General features: G+C 59.2%; 15 protein-coding genes. 8 read left to right on the top strand and 7 right to left on the bottom strand.

Annotated features, from left to right (window positions below; genetic code table 11):
- Positions 1-699: 699 nt before the first annotated feature.
- The 6 genes from K3G63_RS05620 to K3G63_RS05595 all read right to left on the bottom strand — a co-directional run bounded on the left by K3G63_RS05620 (position 700) and on the right by K3G63_RS05595 (position 11887).
- Positions 700-2409: a glycosyltransferase family 39 protein gene (locus K3G63_RS05620; protein ID WP_220613085.1), complete on the bottom strand. Its 1710-nt coding sequence runs from the start codon at positions 2407-2409 to the stop codon at positions 700-702.
- 52 nt (positions 2410-2461) lie between these two features.
- Positions 2462-3499 (bottom strand): UbiA family prenyltransferase, encoded by a 1038-nt coding sequence (locus K3G63_RS05615; RefSeq protein ID WP_220613084.1) that lies wholly within the window; start codon positions 3497-3499, stop codon positions 2462-2464.
- Positions 3496-4200, bottom strand: a complete 705-nt coding sequence (locus K3G63_RS05610; RefSeq protein WP_220613083.1) for an HAD family hydrolase — start codon at positions 4198-4200, stop codon at positions 3496-3498. Before K3G63_RS05610 ends, K3G63_RS05615 begins: the two co-directional genes overlap by 4 nt.
- A 442-nt stretch (positions 4201-4642) precedes the next feature.
- Positions 4643-7117 (bottom strand): outer membrane beta-barrel protein, encoded by a 2475-nt coding sequence (locus tag K3G63_RS05605; RefSeq protein ID WP_220613082.1) that lies wholly within the window; start codon positions 7115-7117, stop codon positions 4643-4645.
- Between the two features lie 767 nt (positions 7118-7884).
- Positions 7885-10344, bottom strand: coding sequence for a TonB-dependent receptor (locus K3G63_RS05600; protein ID WP_220613081.1), 2460 nt, complete (start codon positions 10342-10344; stop codon positions 7885-7887).
- A 286-nt stretch (positions 10345-10630) separates the two neighbouring features.
- Complete coding sequence (locus K3G63_RS05595) at positions 10631-11887, bottom strand: pyridoxal phosphate-dependent aminotransferase (RefSeq protein WP_259404275.1); 1257 nt, start codon at positions 11885-11887, stop codon at positions 10631-10633.
- Positions 11888-12381: 494 nt separating this feature from the next.
- Here K3G63_RS05595 and tsaE point away from each other — a divergent pair, with 494 nt between their 5' ends.
- From tsaE to K3G63_RS05580, 3 genes are all read left to right on the top strand, one after another.
- Positions 12382-12807 (top strand): tRNA (adenosine(37)-N6)-threonylcarbamoyltransferase complex ATPase subunit type 1 TsaE, encoded by a 426-nt coding sequence (gene tsaE / locus K3G63_RS05590; protein ID WP_220613080.1) that lies wholly within the window; start codon positions 12382-12384, stop codon positions 12805-12807.
- A gap of 104 nt (positions 12808-12911) precedes the next feature.
- The gene (locus K3G63_RS05585) at positions 12912-14141 is read left to right on the top strand and encodes an alanine dehydrogenase (RefSeq protein WP_220613079.1); all 1230 of its coding nucleotides are present in this window, start codon (positions 12912-12914) and stop codon (positions 14139-14141) included.
- Positions 14142-14255: 114 nt separating this feature from the next.
- On the top strand, positions 14256-14720 hold the full coding sequence (locus K3G63_RS05580; RefSeq protein WP_220613078.1) for a hypothetical protein: 465 nt from the start codon (positions 14256-14258) through the stop codon (positions 14718-14720).
- A 26-nt stretch (positions 14721-14746) separates the two neighbouring features.
- On the opposite strand, the gene K3G63_RS05575 is transcribed toward K3G63_RS05580, so the two are convergent.
- Positions 14747-15670 (bottom strand): flavin reductase family protein, encoded by a 924-nt coding sequence (locus K3G63_RS05575; protein WP_220613077.1) that lies wholly within the window; start codon positions 15668-15670, stop codon positions 14747-14749.
- A gap of 102 nt (positions 15671-15772) precedes the next feature.
- Here K3G63_RS05575 and K3G63_RS05570 point away from each other — a divergent pair, with 102 nt between their 5' ends.
- The 5 genes from K3G63_RS05570 to K3G63_RS05550 all read left to right on the top strand — a co-directional run bounded on the left by K3G63_RS05570 (position 15773) and on the right by K3G63_RS05550 (position 21690).
- A complete protein-coding gene (locus K3G63_RS05570; RefSeq protein ID WP_220613076.1) occupies positions 15773-16696 on the top strand; it encodes a M28 family peptidase in 924 nt (307 codons plus the stop codon).
- A gap of 78 nt (positions 16697-16774) precedes the next feature.
- A complete protein-coding gene (locus K3G63_RS05565) occupies positions 16775-17557 on the top strand; it encodes a DUF2490 domain-containing protein (RefSeq protein WP_220613075.1) in 783 nt (260 codons plus the stop codon).
- A gap of 389 nt (positions 17558-17946) precedes the next feature.
- Complete coding sequence (locus K3G63_RS05560) at positions 17947-18369, top strand: hypothetical protein (RefSeq protein WP_220613074.1); 423 nt, start codon at positions 17947-17949, stop codon at positions 18367-18369.
- A 140-nt stretch (positions 18370-18509) separates the two neighbouring features.
- Positions 18510-20042 carry a hypothetical protein gene (locus K3G63_RS05555; protein WP_259404274.1) on the top strand — a complete coding sequence of 511 codons (1533 nt, stop codon included), beginning with the start codon at positions 18510-18512 and terminating at the stop codon, positions 20040-20042.
- A 193-nt stretch (positions 20043-20235) separates the two neighbouring features.
- Positions 20236-21690, top strand: a complete 1455-nt coding sequence (locus tag K3G63_RS05550) for an MFS transporter (RefSeq protein WP_220613887.1) — start codon at positions 20236-20238, stop codon at positions 21688-21690.
- Positions 21691-21785 lie beyond the last annotated feature (95 nt).

Genomic DNA, 21785 nt, shown 5'->3' with positions numbered 1-21785 from the left:
AGATACAGCAGCTGAAATACCCAGGCAATAGCCAGAAGCCAGTGATATAAGGTCTCAAAGTCACTGTCCCGCATGCTGTCCATGGTCAGCAGCAAAGTGTTAAGCATAGCAGGGTAAGTACATAGTGGAATGGAGCGGTGCTAACCTGGCAAAGATATCAAGGGCCCGAAGCTACTTATCCAACCACTTATTGCGCCACTCCTGCCGGGGCTCCGGCTGCGTACTTGCAAACGGGAGCACGCAGGTATACACTAGCGTAGGGGCCCATATCAGCAGCATAAATATTCCGAAGGTGAGAAGCATAACCAGCGCAAACGGAAAGCCCAGCAGGCAAAAAAGCAACAGCGGAGCGTACAAAGTCAGGTAGCTCTTGGCTAAACTATAGCCTTTCCGCCGAGATCTACGTGCCAGCCGAATGCAGATGAATTGTGGAATCCAAAATACCAAGCTGTACGCCACAATATAGAGAGTCCACTCGCTACTCAACTTTTTAGGGAAGAAATGAGACCATATAAGGGTCTGAAATATATACCAAAAACAAAGCGGATGCTCAACTGAGCATCCGCTTTGTTTTTGAGTCTTACAGGTACTATCCAGCGGCGTGTTATTTTCCTGTTTGGCCCCGCCGCGCTTGGTAGGTGCTAGTTGGACATTTACGAAGCGGTAGGTAGACGCCGGAGCGCCAGCTGTAAGTTACGGTTACTGGTTCAGTTCGTACAACACGGCGGTGTGGGGGTAGCGGTTGTAGGGCTTACTATGGTACTCATCTACTTTCCGGCCTAGCTGGTTAAGCTGGTTCTGCACCTCGGTGGTGGCGTAGAAATACTGGGTGTGGTACCAGGCTGGCTGCCCCACGTACTCGCCAATGGCGTTGCGGTTCAGGTAGTCGAATACAAACCACACCCGCTTTTTGCCCCGGAAGGAAGCAAACTCCGGCTGCATCCGGCGCAGGAAGTCGGCGGGGCTGGTGGACTCGTTTTTCAGGTTGCGGCCTTCAATGGCAGTGTAGCGCAGGGGGTAGGCCTCCTTGTAGTACTGGTAGGCGTGGGTCATGTTCCAGAACACGTACACCGCGTCGCCGGGCTGGTAGTGTTGATTGATGTAAAGCAGCGGGCCGCGGTTGTCCTCGTGGTTCATAAACAGGTCCCGGTCGGCGAGCTGGCGGCCGGTATTGATGAGCAGGGGCAGGGCCAGCAGCACGAGCACTGCCCCAAACAGCACCCGCTGCCGGGCCAGCAGCGTGCGGAGGCCATCCACGCCCGCCCCCAGAAACAGCAGCAGGGCCGGGGCCAGAAATAGCATAAAGCGCCCGTAGAACGGGTATACCCGTACGCCCGAGGCCACCAGCGTGAACAAGAGCGGTAGCAGCAGGCAGAAAAACAGCGTGCGGTGGCGGAGAAACAATACGACCATGCCGCCCAGCAGCAGCCCGGCCGGCAGCCAGCCTAGCTTAAAGAGGTAGCGCCACGGGCTGCTCTGCCACGCGGCCAGGTCGCCGTCCAGGGTCAGGAGCATACCTAGCGGGTGCATCAGCAGGTTATAGGGCCGCTGTCCGTACCACTTCAGGTCGGCCAGCGACGCGGGCGGCAGGGGCATGAACCCGTCGTACACCTTATCGAAAAAATCAATCAGCCAGCCCGACTGCGGGTACTTGCTGATAATGAAGTAGTACTGCACCGCAAAGCTGACCAGCCACAGCGAAAACGGAATCAGGTAGAGCAGAAACTTGCGCCAGCGGGTAGTAAGCACCCACCGGGCACTGACGGCAATGGCAATGCTGGCCAGCACAAAAATGGCTGAAAACGAGAACCACAGTGTCACGGCCCCCAGCACGCCCCACGTCAGCAGGGCGCCTACGGAGAGGCGGTTATGGTACCGAATGTAAAGCCATAGGGCCAGGGTAGCCATGAACAGCTCGGTGCTGTACTGCTTGGCTTCCACGGAATGGTAAATAATGGGCGGCGAGAGGGCCAGCACCCCTACCGCTACCACCGCGCCCCAGGGCCGGAGGTAGTGGCGCGCCACGCTCGTGAACAGAGCCAGCGTACCCAGGCCGCAGAGCAGCGGAAACAGGCGCAGAGCCATTTCCTTTTTACCTAGCAGCAGCACGCACAGCCGGGTAGCCCACAGGTAGCCGATAGGAGCTTTTTGCTCGTACTCGAAGGGCTTGGTGGCTAGCTCCCAAAACCCCATCGTAATGGTGTTGACGTTCAGATAAATCTCGTCAATGAAGAAGGAGCGGTTATCAAAGAAATGGAACAAGCGCACGCCCACGCCCAGGGCCAGCAACACAGCCAGCAGCAGCTGGGTACTATCGGGCTGGGTACTGCTGCGTTGGCGGGACGCCGCCGAAGTAGGTTGCCACGCAGGCAGAGCAGCAGTGGTGGTCGACTTAAAGGAGGCCAGCATGGCAGCAGGGAGTGAAGGGCCAGGAATAAAAAGCCGCTTAGGAGCGCCGCGGTTAGCCGTTGAGCTTGAAATGGTCTTCCAGGAGGGAGTGCAGCCCGGGTACGTCCACGAACATGAGGGCCGTGAGCATCAGGCAGAACAGCACTACGTAAAGCATAAACCACTTGCGGGTGTAGAGCTTCTCGGAGCCCTGCACGGGCGAGTCTTTCAGCAGGCCAATGCGCAGGTACCAGGAAAACAGCAGCGCGAAAAACGGAAAGCTGATGAGCAGCTCCACACGGTTTTTAATCAGGAAGATACCCAGGAAAAACGCCGAGGTAAGGGCGTAAAAGAACATGGAAATCAGCAGGCTGTGCTCGGTGTAGAACTTAAACGAGCGGCGGTACAGGCCGGCCAGGGCCGGGTCGCCGATGAGGCGGTACTCGGCGAAGCGCTTGGTGGCCATCAGGTAAGCCCCACCCATCCAGTAGGCAATGATAATGCTAGTCGGCGGGAAGCTGTTGAATAGCTGCGTGGCATCCACAGTGGCAAAGGCCAGGGCCGGCGCTACCGTAAACCAGCCCAGGGCAAACCGGATGGGATTGTTAACCGATTCGGATAGCACATCAATGTAGGGCCGCTCTTTGGTGCGGAAGGGACGCACGTTGTACATCACGCCCATGAACAGCAGAAAGGCCGATACGCACAGGAACTGCACGCTGATGGAATAGGCAATGGTGAGGCCCACGGCCGCCAGCCCAAACCACTCGGAGTACACCAGCACCGGATTCACTACCCGCACCACCGACGTGCGCTTTTTCTTCAGCGGGTGAAACTTGTCGAACTCCGCGTCGAGGTACTCATTGATAACGTAGTTGGCCGAGGCTACCAGACAAGTGCTGACTACCCCCAGCAACATATTCAGCACCAGCCCGCTGGTAATGGGCGTGCGGAACACGATGAGGGCAAACAGCATTCCCGGCACCATGAACACGTTTTTGGCCCAGTTGTCGGGGCGGGCAATGGCCACGTAGTCCTTGAGCTTGGCCGGCAGCAACACCAGGGGCTGCTCAGCGCCCTCCGTGTCAAGTTGAATGGACGTTTGGTTCATGCGGGTGCAGAATTAGGAATAGTGGAAAGGTGATGCGTTAGCGAATCGTAGAAGGTGAAAGCAGAAAAAGGCTGTTTCTCGACAATCAGATAGGGCATGGTGGCCGCCTCGGCGCAGGCCCCGTCCAGCTCGGGCCGGTCGCCGATAAACAGGCACTGCTGCGGCTCCAGCCCTAGCTGCCGGGTAATGTGCAGCAGGCCCTGGGGGTGGGGCTTGAGGCGGTTGATGGCTGCATCCGTGGAGCTGATGATGATGTCGGCTTCCAGCCCAAGGGCTGCCAGCTTCTGCTGAGCCGGATAATCGGAGTAGATACCGATGGTAATTCCCCGTGCCCGCAAAGCGGCAAAGAATTCCTGGATGCCCGGGAAGCGGCAAGGAAGCAGAAACTGATTGGGATGCTCAAACATCCAGTGGCGGACCACTGCCCGCACCCGTTCCGCGGAGTAGCGGCCCCCCTGAGCTACCCAGGCGTACTGGTCAGCCTCCAAGTTGGGGCCGGCATAGGCTGTTTGCTTTTCCCGCTCGTGCCGGAAGCGCCGCAGAATCTGCAGATCAGTTACTTTCCAGGGGCGCAGGCTATAGTGCTGCACCAAGGCTCTGAGCATACGCTTCCGGAGTTTGTCCTGAGCATACAGGGTACCATCTACATCAAAAATGACGCAGGTAAGCTCCTCCCAGTTAATTGGCATAGCTTGTTTCATATCGATAAGATTAAAATTAATATATGATAAACACAAATAAAAAATCATTAGTGCTATTTTAAAACTACCTTCGGTAAGCTTTGATTTGTGTCGTATTATGCTGCTACACAGTAGTTTATTCGATCATGTTATAAGGTTAAGTTTAAATAAATGTGGTTTTAATGCAAAAATAGTCAGGTGGTTTGTCACCACCTGCTTCGCTTTGGCCAAGTGAGGCTGCTACCGTTGTATGGGAAGGTCGCCTAGTCTGCTCCTGCTCCGCGGCAAGTCACCGATTGCACCCGATGCGCCAGTGGAGCTTGCTAACTACGCGCGCGTTCTGGTGGGTAGGCTACCCCGCGGGCTGTGCTCCAGCCAGATGCCCACTGTGCCCAGCAGCCAATCCGCTGGGTAGCGAACCGGCTGCTGGGCACAGTGGGCGCAAGGGGGTAGGGAATACCGGCTACTGGCCGCCGGCGCGGCGCTTTTCTTCTTCGGCTCCACCGCCGCGGCGCTTGGCCGCGGCCAGTTGGTCGTTGCCGAAGCGGTAGCTCAGAGCCAGCGTGGCTAGGCGCGAATCCTGGCGTTGGTAGTAGCGTTCCACGTAGTTGTCGTACGATGAAACTGCACGCTGGGGGCTGGTAAAGAAGATGTCGGCCATGCTCAGCTTCAGGGTACCCTTACGGTTCCAGAGGTTTTTTTGCACGCCGGCACTGACCTCACCGGTGGCCCGCGCCAGGATGAAGCCGTATATCTCGCGCGACTGATACGTGCCGTTTAGCTCCGCGCTCCAGCCCTTGCCAAACGTGAAGGTATGATTGGAGGTGAGGTTGAAGGAGCCGCGGCCCCGGTTCAGGTTGGTGCCCGCCAAATTGCCCTCGAAGCGGCTGTAGTAGAATACGGCATTGGTATAGCTGTTCCACCACTTGGCTACCTCCACTGGTACCGTGAGGGTAAGCGCGTAGTAGTGCTGCCGGCTCAGGTTTTGGGTGGTCGACACTACCGTGCTGTCGGTTTCGGGCTGCACTACCCCGATGAGCGGATTGCTGGTCAGGCTGTAGCTCAGGCCCAGGCTGTACTTCTGGCGGTAGGTGTGGGTAGCTTCCGCGTTGTAGCTGGTTTGAGGCCGCAAATCGGGGTTGCCGGCTCCGGAGGTAGTTTTATCAATAATGATGCGAAAGGGGTTGAGCTGGTTGTAGGAGGGGCGGTCGAGGCGGCGGCTCAGGGAAAAGCTGGTTTCCTGCTGCTCCGAAAATGTCCGCTTCAGGGCGGCGCTGGGGAAAAGCTGAAAGTAGTGCCGGTCGAAGCGGGAAGGTCGGCCTGCCTGTACCATGTCCTGCTGGCCCACGGCGTTGGTTTGCTCCCCGCGCAGGCCGGCTTGCAGCGTAAGCCGGGGGAGGCTGTAGTTCAGGTTAAAGTAGCCCGCATTGATGTTCTCCTCATAGCGGAAGCGGTTCGAGCGGTTCTGGTCCAGCGTCCCGTTGGTCAGGAACTGCACGTCATTATCCGCCGAAACCAGGCTGGTTTTGGCACCGGTTTCCAGACGCAGCTGCTTGGTCAGGGGCCGCACGTAGTCCGCCTTCGCCGATTGAATGGTGAGCCGGCCCTGCTGGTCGCCCAGAATGGTTTCGCCAATTTGCTCAGCTCCATCAAAGCGGGTTTCCAGGCGCTGGTCGCGGGTAGTGAGGTAGCGGGCTACGTCGACATCAGCCGTCAGCTCGTGGGTGCCCAGCGAGTCGGGTATGGAGTGGCGCAGGTTTGCATTGCCGGTCAGGCTGGTGTAGCGACCCTGGCGCAAGTTAGCGGAGCGGTACTGCTGCGCGAGGCTACTCTCCAGGTCTCGGACGAAGGTTTCATTGCGGGCATCCTGCTGGTTGCGGTTCTGTAGGCCGCTCACGACGGCCCCCAGGGTAGTACGCTTGGAAAGGGTGTAGTCCAGGCCGGCTTTCCAGGTGTGGGTGCGCGAGCGGTTGGGGGAGCGGTTATCCTGGTCGGTGGTGCGGAGCAGCCGGCGCACCTGCCGGTCCAGCGTGTCGACCCGGTAAAAGTCGCGGTGAATGGTCAGCTTCCCGATGCCAGAACGGTCGGAGTAGCCATAGGAGCCGAACAGGTTCAGGTTTTTCCGGCCGTGGTTCAAACTCAGGCCCGACACGTATTTATTGTACTGGCTGCGCCCATAGCTTAGGTTGGCGCTGCCGTTGGTGCCCAGGCGCTGGTCTTTCTTGAGGGTAATGGCAATGACGCCGGCCCCGCCCTGGGCGTCGTATTTGGCCGGCGGGTTGGTTATCAGCTCGATGCTTTTGAGCTGCTCTGCCGGGAGGCTGCGCAGGTAGTCGGCCAGCTCAGTGCCCGTCATGGGCTGGCGCTTGCCGTCAATGAGCACCAGCAGGCCCTGCTTGCCCCGCAGCGAAAGATTGTCGTTGCCGTCCACCGTCACGCCCGGGGAGCGGCGCAGCACGTCCAGAGACGTATTGCCCGCCGCCAGCGTTGAGCCCTCCACGTTTACAATAGTGCGGTCGGCTTGCCGCTCGAAGGTGGGGCGCTGGCCCGTAATGGTAACCTCTTTTAGCGCCGTGGCCGAGCTAGCAGGTAGGGTGAGAGTGAGGGGAGAAGAGGCTGCACCAGCCACTACCTCCAGCGGCCCCGCCCAGGCCCGACGAAACCCCACCTGCGAAGCGGAAACCACATAGCGGCCCGCCGCGAGCTGCTCGAATCCAAAGATGCCTCTCCCATCACTGAACTCAGTTTTGACAACCGCCGAGTCGGCGGCGCGGTGCAGCACCACGGTAGCGTATTCCACGGGCGCGCCAGCTGCAGTGCGTACTACGCCGCCCAGGCTTTGGGCCTGCACTACCCGGGCCGACAATACACTCAGCCATACCATCATCAGGAACAAGAGGAGCAGCCCGCGCGGCCGCCCGCAGAACAGAGTTTTCATGAGCAGTAGAGTGAAGAAGTAAGAAACAAAGGGCAATGGCAAACCTGAGCCGCTCCCGCGAGGAAGCAGTGCCCAGCCCTGGAATGGCGGCCGGCCTAGGAAGGGAGGGAAATACGAATTGTTTCGTAGTAAAAGTACGAACAGTTTCGTATTTGCAAAGCAAACTGGTTAGTTTGTTTAATAAAAGGGAGCGAGTAGGATAGTCGCCTCCGCGCAAGCAGCTGAAAGTTACCCGGCTAGCCTGGGGAGAATAAGAAAAGCTGGGTACAGATTGTCGGGTGGCAGGGTCGTAGCGGGGGAACTTGGTAGCATGGCGTTACAGGGAGCGGGTGTGGTGTGTGAAGAAAAGTTCGCGGGTTATGGCCTCAGACGGCCGGCAGTGCCGTGCAAAGCCGTTGCGCCGCGACAGGCAAGTGATATACTGCGTAGCACTCAGGCCCTTGCCGGCCCGCCTGATAGCGTATGGCGGGAGGCAGGAGTATGGGACCTTGCCAGCCACTAAGTGGCAATGCTAGCTCCGTCTACCCCCTTGTTTAGACCAGAGGTCTTCCCCAGACGAGCTTGGTCTGGAGGATAAAGAGCTGATATCTGTATGATATATCATAAAGATGTATAACACATCATATACGTTGCCTGGGTCGGTAAAAAAAGCTTGTTAATCGTACCGGCTGGCTGCAACTCTCAAAGCCGGTGGATACCGGTAGCACCGGGCTGCTACGGTATTGGGTGGTGGCTGGGTCGCCCCTCCACAAGCGCCAGCCCCGGAGTTACTGCCCGGTTGCGGCCCGGCGCTTTTCGTCCTCTGCTCCCGTAGTGCGGCGGCGGGCGGCGGCCACTTTCTCATTGCCGAACCGGTAGGTTACTGAGGCCGTAACGACGCGCGTATCCTGAGCGGAGCGGTAGGTTTCCTCCAGCACTTGGTAGCGGGAAGTCACCCGCAGGGGAGCCGTGTAGAAAATATCGGTGGCATTTAGCCGCAGCATCGCCTTCCCCAGCGACTTCTGCACCCCAGCCCCTACCTGCCCGAAGGAACGGATATCCTGGAAGGCGTACTGCTCGCGCGAGCTGTAGTTGCCAGCGAGGTCGGCGCTCCAGCCGTGGCCCAGGGCGAAAGAGTTGTTCAGGGTTACAATAGTGCCCAAGCGGCCCTTAGGAGCGCCAGAGCCCCCCAGCATGCCCTGGAACTGAATATAATAGACTTCGGCGTTGGTGTAGAGCTTCCACCAGGGGGCCGGCTCCAGCGGGGCCGTGAGCGTAAGCCCGTAGTACTCCTGGGTGCGCAGGTTCACGTCGGTGGCTACTACTAGGCCGTCGGCATCGAGTACGTACACGCTGGTAATGGGGCGGTGGGTACGGGTGTAGCTGAGGGCGGTGCTGAACTTCTGACGAAAGGTGTGGGTCAGCTCGGCCTGCACGCTGGTTTGAGGCCACAGGGCAGGGTTGCCGGTACGGTAGGAGGTAAGGTCGACGTAAGAGCGGAAGGGGTTGAGTTGGTTGTAGGTGGGCCGGTCGAGGCGGCGGCTCAGAGCAAAAGCCAGCTCGTGCTTGGCGGAAAGAGTGCGGCGCAGGCTCAGGTTAGGAAATAGCTGGAAGTAGTGGCGGGAAAAAGAAACCTGCCCTACGTCCTGGCGGCCGGTCACATTGGTTTGTTCCCCACGTAGGCCCGCCGTCAGGATAAGGCCGGGCCGGCTGCGGGTAAGGCTGGCATAGGCAGCGTTGATGTTTTCAGAATAGCGGAACCGATTGCTCAGTCCTGCATCCACCTGGCTCAGACCGTCGCGAGTGCGCACGAACAGCACATCGTTGTCAGAATCAACCCGGCTTATTTTCGCGCCGGCCTCTAGGCGCAGGCGGTGGCGCAGGGGCCGGATGTAATCGGCCTTAGCCCCCCAGATAGTCAGCGTGCCAGATTGGTCGCCGGTGAGCTGGGCGGGAGTTGCCGTGCTGGGCAGAGCGTAGGTCGTGGTCAGATTCAGCGCGCGGGTAATGCCGTAACGTGCTACGTCCACGTCGGCCGTCAGCTCGGGCGTTCCCAGCGAATCTTTCACAAACAGGTGGCGCAGAGTAAGATTGCCCGCAACGTTCGGCGTCTCGAGGTTGCGTTGGTTAACGGAGTAGGAACGGCTGAGCAACTGGCCCTGGGCATCGTAAAAGGTGGCTTCATTAAGACCCTGCGAGGGGGTACGGCTGGCCAGCCCGCTGAGCATGGCCCCTACGGTGGTGCGCTTGGTGAGAAAGTAATCGGCGCCGGCCCGCCAGGTATGGGACTGTAAATGCCCCTGGGGCGTGTTGCGCTGTACTGTCCGCAGACTCGGGGAGCCATCCTGGCGGTAGGTACGCGTAAAATCCAGTTCCTGAAAGCTTTGGCGGTCAGCGTAGGCGTAGGACCCGTAGAGGTTCAGGTTCTTTTGGCGGTGGTTCAGGCTAAGTCCGGTTGTGAACTTGCCATAGCGTCCTCGACCGTAGGCCGCATTGACGCTGCCGTTGGTGCCCAGGCGCTGGTCTTTCTTGAGGTTGATAGCAATGACGCCGGCCCCGCCCTGGGCGTCGTACTTGGCCGGCGGGTTGGTTATCAGCTCCACCGTGCTGACCTGCTCGGCGGGCAAGGAACGCAGCAGATTGGCCAGCTCAGCCCCCGTCATGGGCTGGCGCTTGCCGTCAATGAGCACCAGCAGGCCCTGCTTACCCCGTAGCGAAAGGTTGTCGTTGGCGTCGAGGGTAACCCCGGGGGCCCGGCCTAGAACATCCAGGGTCGTGTTGCCGGCGCTGAGCGGAGAGCCTTCCACATGCACGACGGTACGGTCAGCTAAGCGCTCAAAAGCCGGGCGCTGACCGGTCACGGTAACGCCCTTCAGCTGGGTGGCCGAACTAGCAGTCAGGGTAAATACCAGCGGGGTAGGACGGAGGGCAGCACCAACTTCTAGCGGCCCCAGCCATGCGCGCCCGTACCCCACCTGCGCGGCCGATACGAGGTAGAAGCCGGCGGCGCTCGGCTCCAGCTGAAACTGCCCGGTTGCATCGGTAAACTCGGTTTTTACGGCAACCGAATCAGTGGCGCGGTGCAGGGTGATGGTAGCGTACTCTACGGCGGCTCCGGCGCTGGTACGCACCGCCCCAACTACGGGAGCAGGGCGCACCTGAGCCCGCAGGGAAAATGGCAAAATGAGCAGTGTGGCCCCCAGCAGGATAGGGCCCCCTCCACAGAGGTGGGGTAAGCGATGGTGCATAAATACACGTTCCGGTAAAAGATAAAAGCGGAAAGTGCAATAGGAGCAGGACATTTCGGCCCGGGAGCAGAAAATAACTTTCGGGCGCAATAGAGCAGGAGTGCCGGACCTTGGCTTTTTCGCGAAGATCTGGCGCTTGAAGATAAGAAGAATGCGGTATTCCTCGCACCTGTCTGCACTACTTCCAACCGCACATGAGTACCCCCGCCGGCATGCCGGCGGGGGTACAGTAGCCGTGGCGGCCAAAGCAGCGGACGGCACCAGCAGGCGCCGCCGCGGCCTAGTGTTAGCGCAGAGCCTCTAACGCGGCCCGCAGGCGGGGTAGCGCCGCTACAATAGACTCCAGGGAGGCTCCTCCCACCGACATCCGGAACCACGGCGCGCTATCATCCGTCCCGAAGGCGCTGAAGGGTACCAGGGCCAGACGCGCCTCACTAATGAGGTAAGAAGTTAGCTCCTTGGTAGTGCTGAGCACGTGGCCCCCCGGAGTAGATTTGCCCAGTACATCGAGCTTGGCCGTGAGGTAAATAGCCCCCATCGGAACCATAGAATCCACCGGCAGACCCTCGGCTTTCAGGGCCTGCAGACCCTGGTGCAGCGCGTCGAGGCTGTGTTGTACTTTTTCCTTGAACTGGCTGAGAAACCCATTTACCGCCTGAGTTTGGGGCAGGTAGCTGGCCGTGGCCACCTGCTCGGCTTTGGGAGCCCAGGCCCCCACGTGACCCAGAATGGCCTTCATCTTATCAATTACCTGCGCCGGTCCGAAGGAGTAGCCCACGCGCACTCCGGTAGCAGCCAAGCACTTCGAGATGCCATCAATGTAGATGGTGTACTCGCGCAGGGCAGGGCGCAGGTTTACCGGGTCGTAGTGCTCGGTGGCCCCGAAGGTCAGCAGCCAGTAAATCTGGTCGTAGAGCAGGTACAGGGGCTTCTGGCCGGGCTGCCGGCGCTGGTTTTCGGCCAGCACCAAGTCGCAGATAGCTTCCAGATCTTCCTTGCTGAACACGGTGCCCGTGGGGTTGAGCGGAGAGCACAGGGCCAGCAGAGTAGCCCCCTCCAGGTGGGGCGCTAGCTCCTCGGCCGTGGGCATGAAGTTGTTTTCGGGGCGGGTTTCTACCATCACAGCCTGCGCTGAGGAAAGGTGGCAGTAGTGGTTGTTGTTCCAGGAGGGCACCGGAAACACCACCTTGTCGCCGGGGTCTACCAAGGCCAGATAGGTAGCATAAATGAGGGGGCGCGAGCCGCCAGCTACCAAAAAGTCGTTGGGCGAGTACTCCAGGCCCAGGCGCTCCTTGGTGAAAGTTGCCGCCGCCTCTCGCAGGGCGGCCATGCCGTTGGCCGGGGGGTAGTTGGTGTGGCCGGCCTGGTAGGCGCGGGTAATTTCCGTTTGTAACTCGGCCGGAATCGGGAAAATGCTGGGGTCGAAGTCGCCGATGGTGAGGTTGCAGATCTGCTCCCCCTTGCGAATCATATCGTTGACTTCGTTGCCGATTTTGATGATTTCGGAGCCGATCAGGCTGCCGGCCATTCGGGAGACTTGCATGGTCAGGTGTTGGTTTGGGTCGGTCAAATATAGAAGACCCTACCGGTCTGGAGCCCTGCAGCCGCGAAAACTCACGAAAAATCGGTATTAATCAGGGTGTTTCCACTTGGAGTTGGCGCGGCGTAGCGGGCCAACGTCTGCTGGGTACTGAGTCGCCGGGGCGTAGCTCGTGGATGCGGCGGTAGTTTTCCGCGTAGTCCGCCTGACGCGCATCGGGGCCGTAGGATAGCGCGGCGTCAGAATGTGGGTACTATGCTGCAGCCAGTTGTGTACTACCCCGGCGCGGCAGGCAATGCCGTGGTTGCCCAGCCGGGCATCCTGGTGTAAGCCACTATCCCAATACTGAGAAGAACGGCGACCAGCACCTACAGGAAAGCCCGGCCCGAAGAATCGGCGGAGTTTTCAGCGGAAGGCGGGGTAGGAGTGACCATTGCGGCGGAATAACCAAATTTGCAGGCACAAGTTATAATGCCTCACCTGTTCTGTTTTAGCCGATGACCAGCAAAACCATCGAAATTCCTTCGCCTGACGCCCTGCCCCAAGCTGCCGGGCAGGTGCGAACCGCCCTTGAGGGCCACTCGATTGTTTGTTTTGAAGGCGAAATGGGAGCCGGCAAAACCACGTTTATCAAGGCCCTGTGCCAAGCCCTGGGGGTAGCCGATGAGGTCAGCAGCCCGACCTTCTCGCTGGTGAATGAGTACCGCGACGCTCAGAACCGGCCTATTTATCACTTCGACTTCTACCGCCTCGAAGACGCTGCCGAAGCCGAAGGCATTGGCGCGCCGGAGTACTTCGATTCTGGTTATCTTTGCCTGATAGAGTGGCCCAGCCGCGTCGAGGAATTATTGCCTTCGGAGCGCCTGGTTGTCACTCTCAACGTCACCGGACCCACCTCAAGGGAATTAATAATTAATAATTAAGAATGAATAATCTGGCTCTCAGAGGCTGTTGTGCTGAAAAGCAGCTTCGTTGGGTGGCAAAGTCATTCCTAATTATTAATTCTTAATTACTAATTACAATCAGAATGCCCGAAGCAGTACCCCCCGGATTTGAGTCGCTGGCCACCAGCCGCGCCTACCTCACGCAGGAATCCATGCTGGCCGTGGAAACGCGGAAACGGAAGCTGTTCATCGGGCTACCCCGCGAAACCTCGCTGCAGGAAAACCGCATTTGCCTCACCCCCGAGGCCGTGAAGCACCTGGTGGACGCAGGCCACGAGATTTTGCTGGAAAGCGGGGCCGGGGAACCCAGCAAGTACTCCGACCATGACTACTCCGAGGCCGGGGCTACCATTGCCTACTCTCAGAAGGAGGTGTTTGAGGCCGATATCATCCTGAAAGTTGCCCCGCCCACCTACGACGAAATCGAGTTTATGCGGGCCGGCCAGACCCTGATTTCGGCCCTGCAGTTCGGCACCCTGACCAGCGAGTACATCACGGCTCTCACCAAGAAGAAAATCAATGCCATCAGCTTTGAGCTGATCAAGGACCCTTCGGGGGCCCGGCCGGTGGTGCGGGCCATGTCGGAAATTGCGGGTTCTACCGTCATGCTGATTGCGGCCGAGTACCTGGCCCGCTCGAACGAGGGCAAGGGCGTGATTCTGGGCGGTATTACGGGCGTGCCACCGTCCCAGGTCGTAATTCTGGGGGCTGGCACGGTAGCCGAGTACGCCGCCCGCGCCGCCACCGGGCTGGGAGCCGAAGTAAAGGTGTTCGATAATCACCTTTACAAGCTGCGCCGCCTCAAGATGAACCTCTGCACCCCGCAGCTCTACACCAGTACCCTCGACACCTACGCCCTAAACCAGCAGATCCGCCGCGCCGACGTTGTCATCGGGGCCCTGAACGCGGAGGAAGGCCGGATTCCCTTCATGGTGTCCGAAGATGTTGTGTCGCAGATGGCGCCGGGCTCCGTGATAATCGACGTGAGCATTGACCAGGGCGGCTGCTTTGAAACCAGCGAGATGACCAGCCACAGCAAGCCCGTCTTCCGCAAGTACGACGTGATTCATTACTGCGTGCCCAACATTGCCTCCCGCGTGCCGCGCACCGCTACCAACGCCCTGAGCAACATCTTCACGCCCATTCTGCAGGAAATCAGCCAGCACGGCGGTATCAACGAGGTGCTGTTCACCAACGAGCATTTCCGCTCCGGGGTGTACGTGTACAAAGGCTCGCTCACCAACGCCAGCATCGCCCGCAAATTCAACATGCGCTACAAGGAACTGGCCCTGATGATAGCGGTGCGAAATTAGAATCGGTGATTTAAGGCGAGTTACCCGGATTTCGCGGATTGGGTTACGGCAATCGGCGCGAATATTGTGCGAAGGAAATATCTAATTTCCCTTTCACCGTTTGCTATCCGTTTTATGCTCAAAGCTATACTCTTACTGGCAGCCGGGTGCGGCCTGACCGCCAACGCCTGCGCCCAGGCGCCAACCGCGCCGCTGCCTTCCGACCTGAGCACCGCCCGCTACGACCGTTCCGATACGTTGCGGGCGGTAAAACACCTATTCATCCAACGCTCCAGGGCCACCCGGGGCGTGTTGCAGGTAGGAGCGAGTACCGTGGCTACGGCAGCCGTAGAGAAAGTTGCGCTGGCTTCCTCGGACATGAAAAAGAGGGACAAGTCGTTCTACGAAACCCGGCAGCAGGAAACCAACGGCGACCTGCTGATCGGCGGACTGGCCACTACGTACGGTCTTTTCCGCCTCAGCCGGTTCGGGCCGCACCAGTACCAGCGCGTCACGGAAGCCTACGAGCAAGGAGCACCGCTACCTCCCTACCTGACGCGTAAGCTGAAAACCAAATATTTCCGGCTAGAACCGCTGTAAAAAGGTAGTAAACCCGAACCGGCGCGTTATTCCGCCGCCAGCAGCAACACCTTCCAAGCGTCCAGCAGGCGGCCTTCTTCCAGCACCTGCTTGCCCAGCTGCATCAGCTCCTGGCGCTGTTGGGCGGGGTCGTCGCGGAATTTATTGAGGGTGTAGCTCACGATGGGCTCCTGGCGGAAGGCGGTTATTTCTTCCGGGGAAGGTAGAGCGTGTTGCTCGATGTTGGCCAGGCGGCCCAGGTTGTTGCCGGTCAGAATATTGGAAGTGCGGATGTGCTCGGGCAGTTGGTCGATGCCGATGCCGAGGTGGCGGTTGGGCTTGGGCACTTCGAAGAGGCTGCTGCCCGAGGCGCGGGTGTACCAGTCGCCGCCGAGGCGGGCAATGGCGTCAAGCTGCTGCGGGTCGATGCCCACGCCGGAGGGTAGGATAATGTCTTCGCGGAAGTGCGCCAGCACTACCCGGCAAATGACCAGGTTGCCGGCCCCGTTGTTCGTGCCCAGCTCCACAATCTGCTCCACCACGCACTCGAAGGCCGCCGGGGCCTCCAGTACCCGCGGCGGGCGCACTTGCTCACTGGCCACCTCGGTAAAACCAGCCTTCACAAACTCATTTACGCCCTTGCCGTACTCGGTGCTGGCCAACGACATCTGCTCCACCATGGCGTAGTCGCAGATATGGATGACGCACTCGGCTACCTCGCGCACGTTTTCCAGCGTGTGCTTCTGGGAGTTGTCGCGCACCCGGTTGGCGGGCGAAAACACCAGAATGGGCGGGTTGGAGCCGAAGCAGTTGAAGAAGCTGAAAGGGCTGAGGTTGACATTGCCTTCGGCGTCCTGCGTGCTCACGAAAGCTACCGGGCGCGGAGCCACGGCTCCTACCATGAAGGCGTGCCAGTCGGGAGCGTTGAGGTCGGTAGGGTTGATGCTGCGGAAGGGGGTAGGAGTGGGCATGTGGGGTGGGAAGTGTAACTAGAACAGAGGGCGGCGATGCCCCAAAGCAACCAAAAGTACGGCGCCAGCATCTGGCCTCCATACCTGCTTCTTAGCTTTTCTATGACGCGACTATTCTCTGTTCTATTAATTGCTACCCTGCTGCCCCGGCTCAACCTGGCCCAAATTACGGCCGCCGACACCGCCCGCCTGCGCCGCCACCTAGTGGCCCTCACTACCACCCCTGAGCCGCGCAACTACCTCCACGAAGCCAGCCTCAACCAGGCGGCCGACTACATTAAAACTGAGCTGGCAGCGGCTGGTGCCCGCCCCACAGAACAGCCCTATGAGGTAAATGGCCGCACCTACCGCAACATTCTCGGCAGTTTTGGCCCAGAAAGAGGTGCGCGCATCGTTCTGGGGGCGCACTACGACGTGTGCGGCGAGCAGCCCGGCGCCGACGACAACGGCTCGGGCGTGGCGGCCCTGCTGGAACTCGCGCGCCTGCTGGGCCGGCAACAGCAGCTGCCCTGCCGCGTTGATGTGGTGGCCTACACGCTGGAGGAGCCGCCGTTCTTTCGGACGAAAAACATGGGTAGCTACGTGCACGCCCAGGCATTGCACGCGGCCGGTGTGCCGGTGCGTGGCATGGTGGCCCTGGAAATGCTGGGCTACTACGACGACCAGAAAAACAGTCAAGACTACCCCTTCGGGCCGCTCAAACTGCTGTTCGGGAGCCGGGGCAACTACGTGACCGTAGCCCAGAAATTCGGGAATGGCCGGTTCGGGCGGCAGTTCGCCCGGCGCTACAAAACGGCGGCGGCGCTTCCCGTGAAGCGGTTCAAAGCCCCCGCCTGGCTACCCGGCATCGATTTCTCCGACCACCTCAACTATTGGCAGTTTGGCTACCCGGCCCTGCTTCTCACCGACACCGCGTTCTACCGCAACAAAAGCTACCACGAGCCTACCGATACCCTGAACCGCCTGGATCTGCGCCGCCTTGGGCAGGCCATTGATGCAGTGCTGGCTACCATACTCAGTTTGTAGTTGGGTAGACGCGCGGCCAACTTGGGGTGCCCGTAAGCGTACTCATCAGTAGGAGCCTGAGAGTTTCGGGCCGTACTGATGAAGAAAACACTACTTCTGCTAGGCTGTTGGGTACTGGCTTCCAGCGGATACGGTCAGGCGCTCCGCCTCAACGACCAAAACACCCTGGGCTGGCTGGTGTATTCCGGCGACCATAAGCTGACTGTGAAGTGGGCGCTCCACACGGAATATCAATGGCGCCGCATCAACTGGGTGCGTGCTCCTCAGCAGCAATTGGCCCGCCTGGGGCTTGTGCGCACGCTCACGGACCGTATCACAGTTTCGGGCGGCTACACCTACTTCCAGACCCACCGCTACGGCAGCTACCCCACCGTGCCCGGTCGGCCCGAGCCGGAACACCGCTTGTACCAGGATATTTCGCTGAAGGACCCACTGGGCCGGCTGACGCTCACGCACCGCCTGCGGTTGGAGCAGCGCTGGCTAGGCACCCGCGCCAATGAGGGACAGGGCCACGTGCAGGACTGGGAGTTTCAGAACCGGATTCGCTACCAGCTTGCCGGGCAGTTTCCGCTGCAGGGAGTTACCGTGGAGGACGGGGAGTGGTACCTGAATGCCTTCGACGAGCTGTTCATTGGCTTCGGCCGCAACGTAGGCGACAACGTGTTTAACCAGAACCGCCTTTCCGGCGGGGTAGGCTACCAATTCAGTGATAACGCCAAGGTAGAGCTGAACTACCTCAACCAAATCAGCCAACACGCCGAGCCGGACGCGGCTTCCGGAAGGCCGGTGTTTGAAATCAACCACGGGTTTCGGCTGAACATACTCTACGACCTAGATTTCACCCACGACGCGGTCCGGTAGCCGGTTCGTGGAGTGCCTTCAGTTGCTACTACCCAAACAGTGAAGAGGCAGTCTTTGAAAGATATAGGAGCTCAGTTTGCCAAGCAATGGAAGGGGAGCAGATGCTGAATGGCGAGTTGCCGAACTCGTTGCTAAGGCTATAAATGTAAATTCTCGTACTACTACCTGTAATCTGGCCGCACATCAAGTGGCAAAGGTGCCGGCCATACAGCAGCCTTAAATGACGACTACCACCTCCCGCTTCCTCATAACTTCGAAAATAGATTTCGTGATAGTGTAGCCTACTTCAGGATAGTACCTATCCTTTCAATTTAAGAGATAGTTGCTAAAATACTATATCTTTACTAAATAGCTATAGGTTTTGCTAGTAACCCCTTACTCACCTTCCAATGTCAGTAACTGCCTGCCCCAAATGCGAATCAACGGATGCTACCAAAAGCGGGATTGTAGGGGGCCGGCAGCGGTACAAGTGTAAAAACTGCGGCTACCACTTCTCCGTGGCGAAAGCAGGAAAGGAAATCAACTCCTACTACGTCATTAAGGCTCTGCAACTCTTTGTGGAAGGGGTGAGCTACCGCGAGATAGAGCGGTTGCTGGGTGTGAGCCACGTTTCGGTAATGAATTGGGTAAAGAAATATGGGGTGAAAGCCCCACGTCAAACCGACTACCATCCGACATACAAAATTTTGAACCAGAAGGAGCTGGCAGAGTTTTTTCAGAAGCCGGAGAACCTGAAGGAAGCTGGCCTCATCGTGACGGAGTTGGGCGATAAGTACATGATGATCCGGTGGGAGCGGTTTCGGCAAGGGTAGAGCTATAGGGCTTAGCAGAAGTATAACGTTTGTGTGACTTCTGCGTTGGGATTTTCCTACTTGGGGCTACCAGTTCAGCACCACCCCGTGGCCGACTGTCTTGCCCCGATCTATCTCAACCCCTCACCCCACCAAACCCTATGCGAACTACTCGCTACGCGTTGGCTATGAGCGCGCTGCTGACAGCAGCCGGTGCAACGGCCCAGGTTCAGCCCCCACCCGCCGGACAAACTCCAGCCCCGCCTCCGGCCGCTCCGGCCCCCGTGCCTGCCCCGCCGGCCCCGGCTAAGTCGGCGCCCTACGGGGCGGGCATGAAGGTAAACCTCTCGCCCGACGGCTCGAAGTACCTGCGCTTCATGACCTGGCACCAGGTGTACACCCGCTACACCAAAAATAACGAGGGCACCACCCGGGCCCCCGGCAAGGAGCAGAAGGGACAGGTGGATTTCGGGTTGCGCCGCTCGCGCCTGGTGCTGCTGGCCCAGCTCAACCCGCGCTTCGTGATTTACACCCACCTGGGCATCAACAACCAAAACGCCGTGAGCGGCGGGGCCACCGGTGAAGCCACCGGCCCGGGCAAAAAGCCGCAGTTCTTCATTCACGAAGCTGTTACGGAGTATAAAGTCAACAAGTACCTGAGCCTGGGCGCGGGGCTGCACTACCTCAACGGTATCTCGCGGCTTACCAGCGCCAGCACCACCAGTATTCTGCCCATCGACCTGCCCCTGACCAACTTCCCGACTATTGAGCAGACCGACCAGTTTGCCCGCTGGCTGGGAGTGTACGCCAAGGGCCGCGTAGGTAAGCTCGACTACCGCTTCTCAGCCAGTGACCCGTTCCTGACTAATCAGGCCAGCAGTCCTTTAAGCCTCGGCTCCACTGCCACTGTCGGCGGAGTGACCACCAACACGGGCACGGGCATTGCCCAGTACAACCCGCAGAATACTACCCATGTGTACCAGGGCTACGTGAGCTACAACTTCCTGGAACCGGAGGCCAACCTGCTGCCCTACTTCACGGGTACCTACTTGGGCTCCAAGCGGGTATTCAGCATTGGGGCGGGCTTCCTCTACAACAAGGACGCCATGTACTCGCGCGGCACCGACAGCCGCATTATCTACACCACGGCCCCCAGCACCCTCGACCAGTTCGCCAACATTCCTACCCGCAAGCACGACATGAAGATGTTCGGGGTGGATGCCTTTTATGATGTGCCCCTGGACACGGCCGCCCGCACAGCCATCACCCTCTACGGCGTGTACTACAACTATAACATGGGACCTAACCACGTGCGGTTTGTCGGGCCCGAGAACCCCGGGTTTGGCGTAGTAAATGGCTTTAATACCGCCGCCCGGGGCAATGCGTACCCGCAATCGGGTACCGGCAACTCGTTCTACGGCCAGGTGGGCTACCTGCTGCCCCAGAAATTATTCGGTCCTAAGGCACGCCTGCAGCCCTACGTGGCCTACCTGCACAGCGACTATGAGTTTCTCTCGAAGGCCGCTAACGTCTACGACATTGGGGCGAATCTGCTACTAGACGGGCACAATGCTAAAGTGACGCTGAACTACCGCGCCCGCCCCGATTTCTCCCGTACCAACTTCACCACGGGCCAAGTCAACGGCTTGGACTACAAGCCAGAAATCACGCTCCAAACGCAGATTTTCCTGTAAGACAGCGTGAGGTGGTGAGCTGGTAGGGGTAGTGCGTGTGATGGTGTGCCGGCACAAGGGCGCGCCCGCCGAACGTCAAATGCACCAGTTCCCCATCTCACTATCTCATCAGTTTACCATCTCACCACCACAACTCCCACCAATCATGTCCCAGAACCTGCCGCAGCGCGACGCCTATGCTGGTGCCGCGCCCATGGGTGGCGCACCGTCAACGGATGATGCGCTGACTCACGACAACAACACCGTATCGGCCAGCAAAATCTGGCAGGTAATTACCGCTTCGTCGGTTGGTACCGTCATTGAGTGGTACGACTTCTACATCTTCGGCTCGCTGGCTACCATTATTGGGCCGGTGCTGTTCGGACACCAGGGCAAGCTGGAAGATTCGTTGCTGGGCGCACTGGCCGTGTTTGGGGCCGGGTTCGTGGTGCGGCCGTTCGGGGCCTTGTTCTTCGGCCGTCTCGGCGACATGATTGGCCGCAAGTACACCTTCCTGGTTACGCTGCTGATTATGGGGGGTGCTACCTTCGTCACGGGCCTGATTCCGGGCTACGACAGCATCGGCATTGCCGCCCCGCTGATTGTGGTGGTGCTGCGCCTGCTACAAGGCCTGGCCCTGGGCGGGGAGTATGGTGGGGCCGCTACCTACGTGGCCGAGCACGCCCCGGACAGCAAGCGGGGCTACTTTACCAGCTACATCCAGATTACGGCCACCGGTGGCCTGATTCTGAGCATTTCGGTGATTGTGCTTACGCGCAAGATTATGGGCGAGGAAGCCTTCAAGGACTGGGGCTGGCGCATTCCGTTTCTGCTCTCGGGCCTGCTGGTTATTGCTTCTTACTACATCCGCCGCAAGCTGCACGAATCGCCCTTGTTTGCCAAGGCCAAGGCGAGTGGCACCACCAGCACCAACCCCCTGCGCGACTCGTTCATGAACCCCGTGAACCGTCGGTTGGTGATGATTGCCCTGTTTGGCGCTACCATGGGCCAAGGCGTTATCTTCTATACCAGCCAGTTTCAGGCGTATTCCTTCATGAACAACACCCTGAAAATGGACCTCGTGGATTCCAGCACCATTTTGGTGGTTGCCATGCTGCTGGCGACGCCGCTGTTCGTGTATTTCGGCTCCCTCTCTGACCGCATCGGCCGCAAGCGCATCATCATGACGGGTATGATCTGCGGAGCCCTGTTCACCATCCCGCTGTTCTACGGCTTGAAAGCCTTTGCCGGTCCGCTAACCGAAATAACGCCGGCTACCGTGGATGCTGCTGGTAAGGCCGTGCCCGCCGTGATGAAGGCGCTTACGCCCAACATTCCGGCCATGATTGCCCTCACCTTTATTCTGGTGCTGTTCGTGACGATGGTGTACGGCCCGATTGCGGCCTACCTCGTGGAGATGTTCCCTACCAAAGTGCGCTACACCTCGCTGTCGGTACCTTACCACATTGGCAATGGCGTGTTCGGCGGCTTCGTGCCGCTGGTGGCTACCTGGATTGGGGTGTGGGCTGCCACGCAACCCGAGGGCACCTTTGCCAAAGAGCACAGCAGCCTTATCGGTCTGGCCTATCCTACCATTGTGGCCCTCATCTGCTTCTTTATCGGTATTGCCTACATGCGCGACGTGCGCAACGTGCGCATCATGGACTAGCAGCGGCTGCGTGCGTGAATGACTACGTGAATCCGTCGGGCCGTTGGTTCGGCGGATTTCGTGCGAAAAACGACCTCGACTTCGTTTGTTTTTCT

It is taken from the genome of Hymenobacter sp. HSC-4F20 (assembly GCF_019599275.1).
GTDB lineage: Bacteria > Bacteroidota > Bacteroidia > Cytophagales > Hymenobacteraceae > Hymenobacter.
Note: the sequence above shows the minus strand (reverse complement) of the source record. Positions and strands in the feature narration are given on the sequence as shown.

Excerpts from the sequence above, each read along its gene's own strand:
- K3G63_RS05620 (WP_220613085.1), bottom strand. The coding sequence starts at position 2,409 with ATGCTGGCCTCCTTTAAGTCGACCACCACTGCTGCTCTGCCTGCGTGG.
- K3G63_RS05615 (WP_220613084.1), bottom strand. The coding sequence starts at position 3,499 with ATGAACCAAACGTCCATTCAACTTGACACGGAGGGCGCTGAGCAGCCC.
- K3G63_RS05610 (WP_220613083.1), bottom strand. The coding sequence starts at position 4,200 with ATGAAACAAGCTATGCCAATTAACTGGGAGGAGCTTACCTGCGTCATT.
- K3G63_RS05605 (WP_220613082.1), bottom strand. The coding sequence starts at position 7,117 with ATGAAAACTCTGTTCTGCGGGCGGCCGCGCGGGCTGCTCCTCTTGTTC.
- K3G63_RS05600 (WP_220613081.1), bottom strand. The coding sequence starts at position 10,344 with ATGCACCATCGCTTACCCCACCTCTGTGGAGGGGGCCCTATCCTGCTG.
- K3G63_RS05595 (WP_259404275.1), bottom strand. The coding sequence starts at position 11,887 with ATGCAAGTCTCCCGAATGGCCGGCAGCCTGATCGGCTCCGAAATCATC.
- tsaE (WP_220613080.1), top strand. The coding sequence starts at position 12,382 with ATGACCAGCAAAACCATCGAAATTCCTTCGCCTGACGCCCTGCCCCAA.
- K3G63_RS05585 (WP_220613079.1), top strand. The coding sequence starts at position 12,912 with ATGCCCGAAGCAGTACCCCCCGGATTTGAGTCGCTGGCCACCAGCCGC.
- K3G63_RS05580 (WP_220613078.1), top strand. The coding sequence starts at position 14,256 with ATGCTCAAAGCTATACTCTTACTGGCAGCCGGGTGCGGCCTGACCGCC.
- K3G63_RS05575 (WP_220613077.1), bottom strand. The coding sequence starts at position 15,670 with ATGCCCACTCCTACCCCCTTCCGCAGCATCAACCCTACCGACCTCAAC.
- K3G63_RS05570 (WP_220613076.1), top strand. The coding sequence starts at position 15,773 with ATGACGCGACTATTCTCTGTTCTATTAATTGCTACCCTGCTGCCCCGG.
- K3G63_RS05565 (WP_220613075.1), top strand. The coding sequence starts at position 16,775 with ATGAAGAAAACACTACTTCTGCTAGGCTGTTGGGTACTGGCTTCCAGC.
- K3G63_RS05560 (WP_220613074.1), top strand. The coding sequence starts at position 17,947 with ATGTCAGTAACTGCCTGCCCCAAATGCGAATCAACGGATGCTACCAAA.
- K3G63_RS05555 (WP_259404274.1), top strand. The coding sequence starts at position 18,510 with ATGCGAACTACTCGCTACGCGTTGGCTATGAGCGCGCTGCTGACAGCA.
- K3G63_RS05550 (WP_220613887.1), top strand. The coding sequence starts at position 20,236 with ATGGGTGGCGCACCGTCAACGGATGATGCGCTGACTCACGACAACAAC.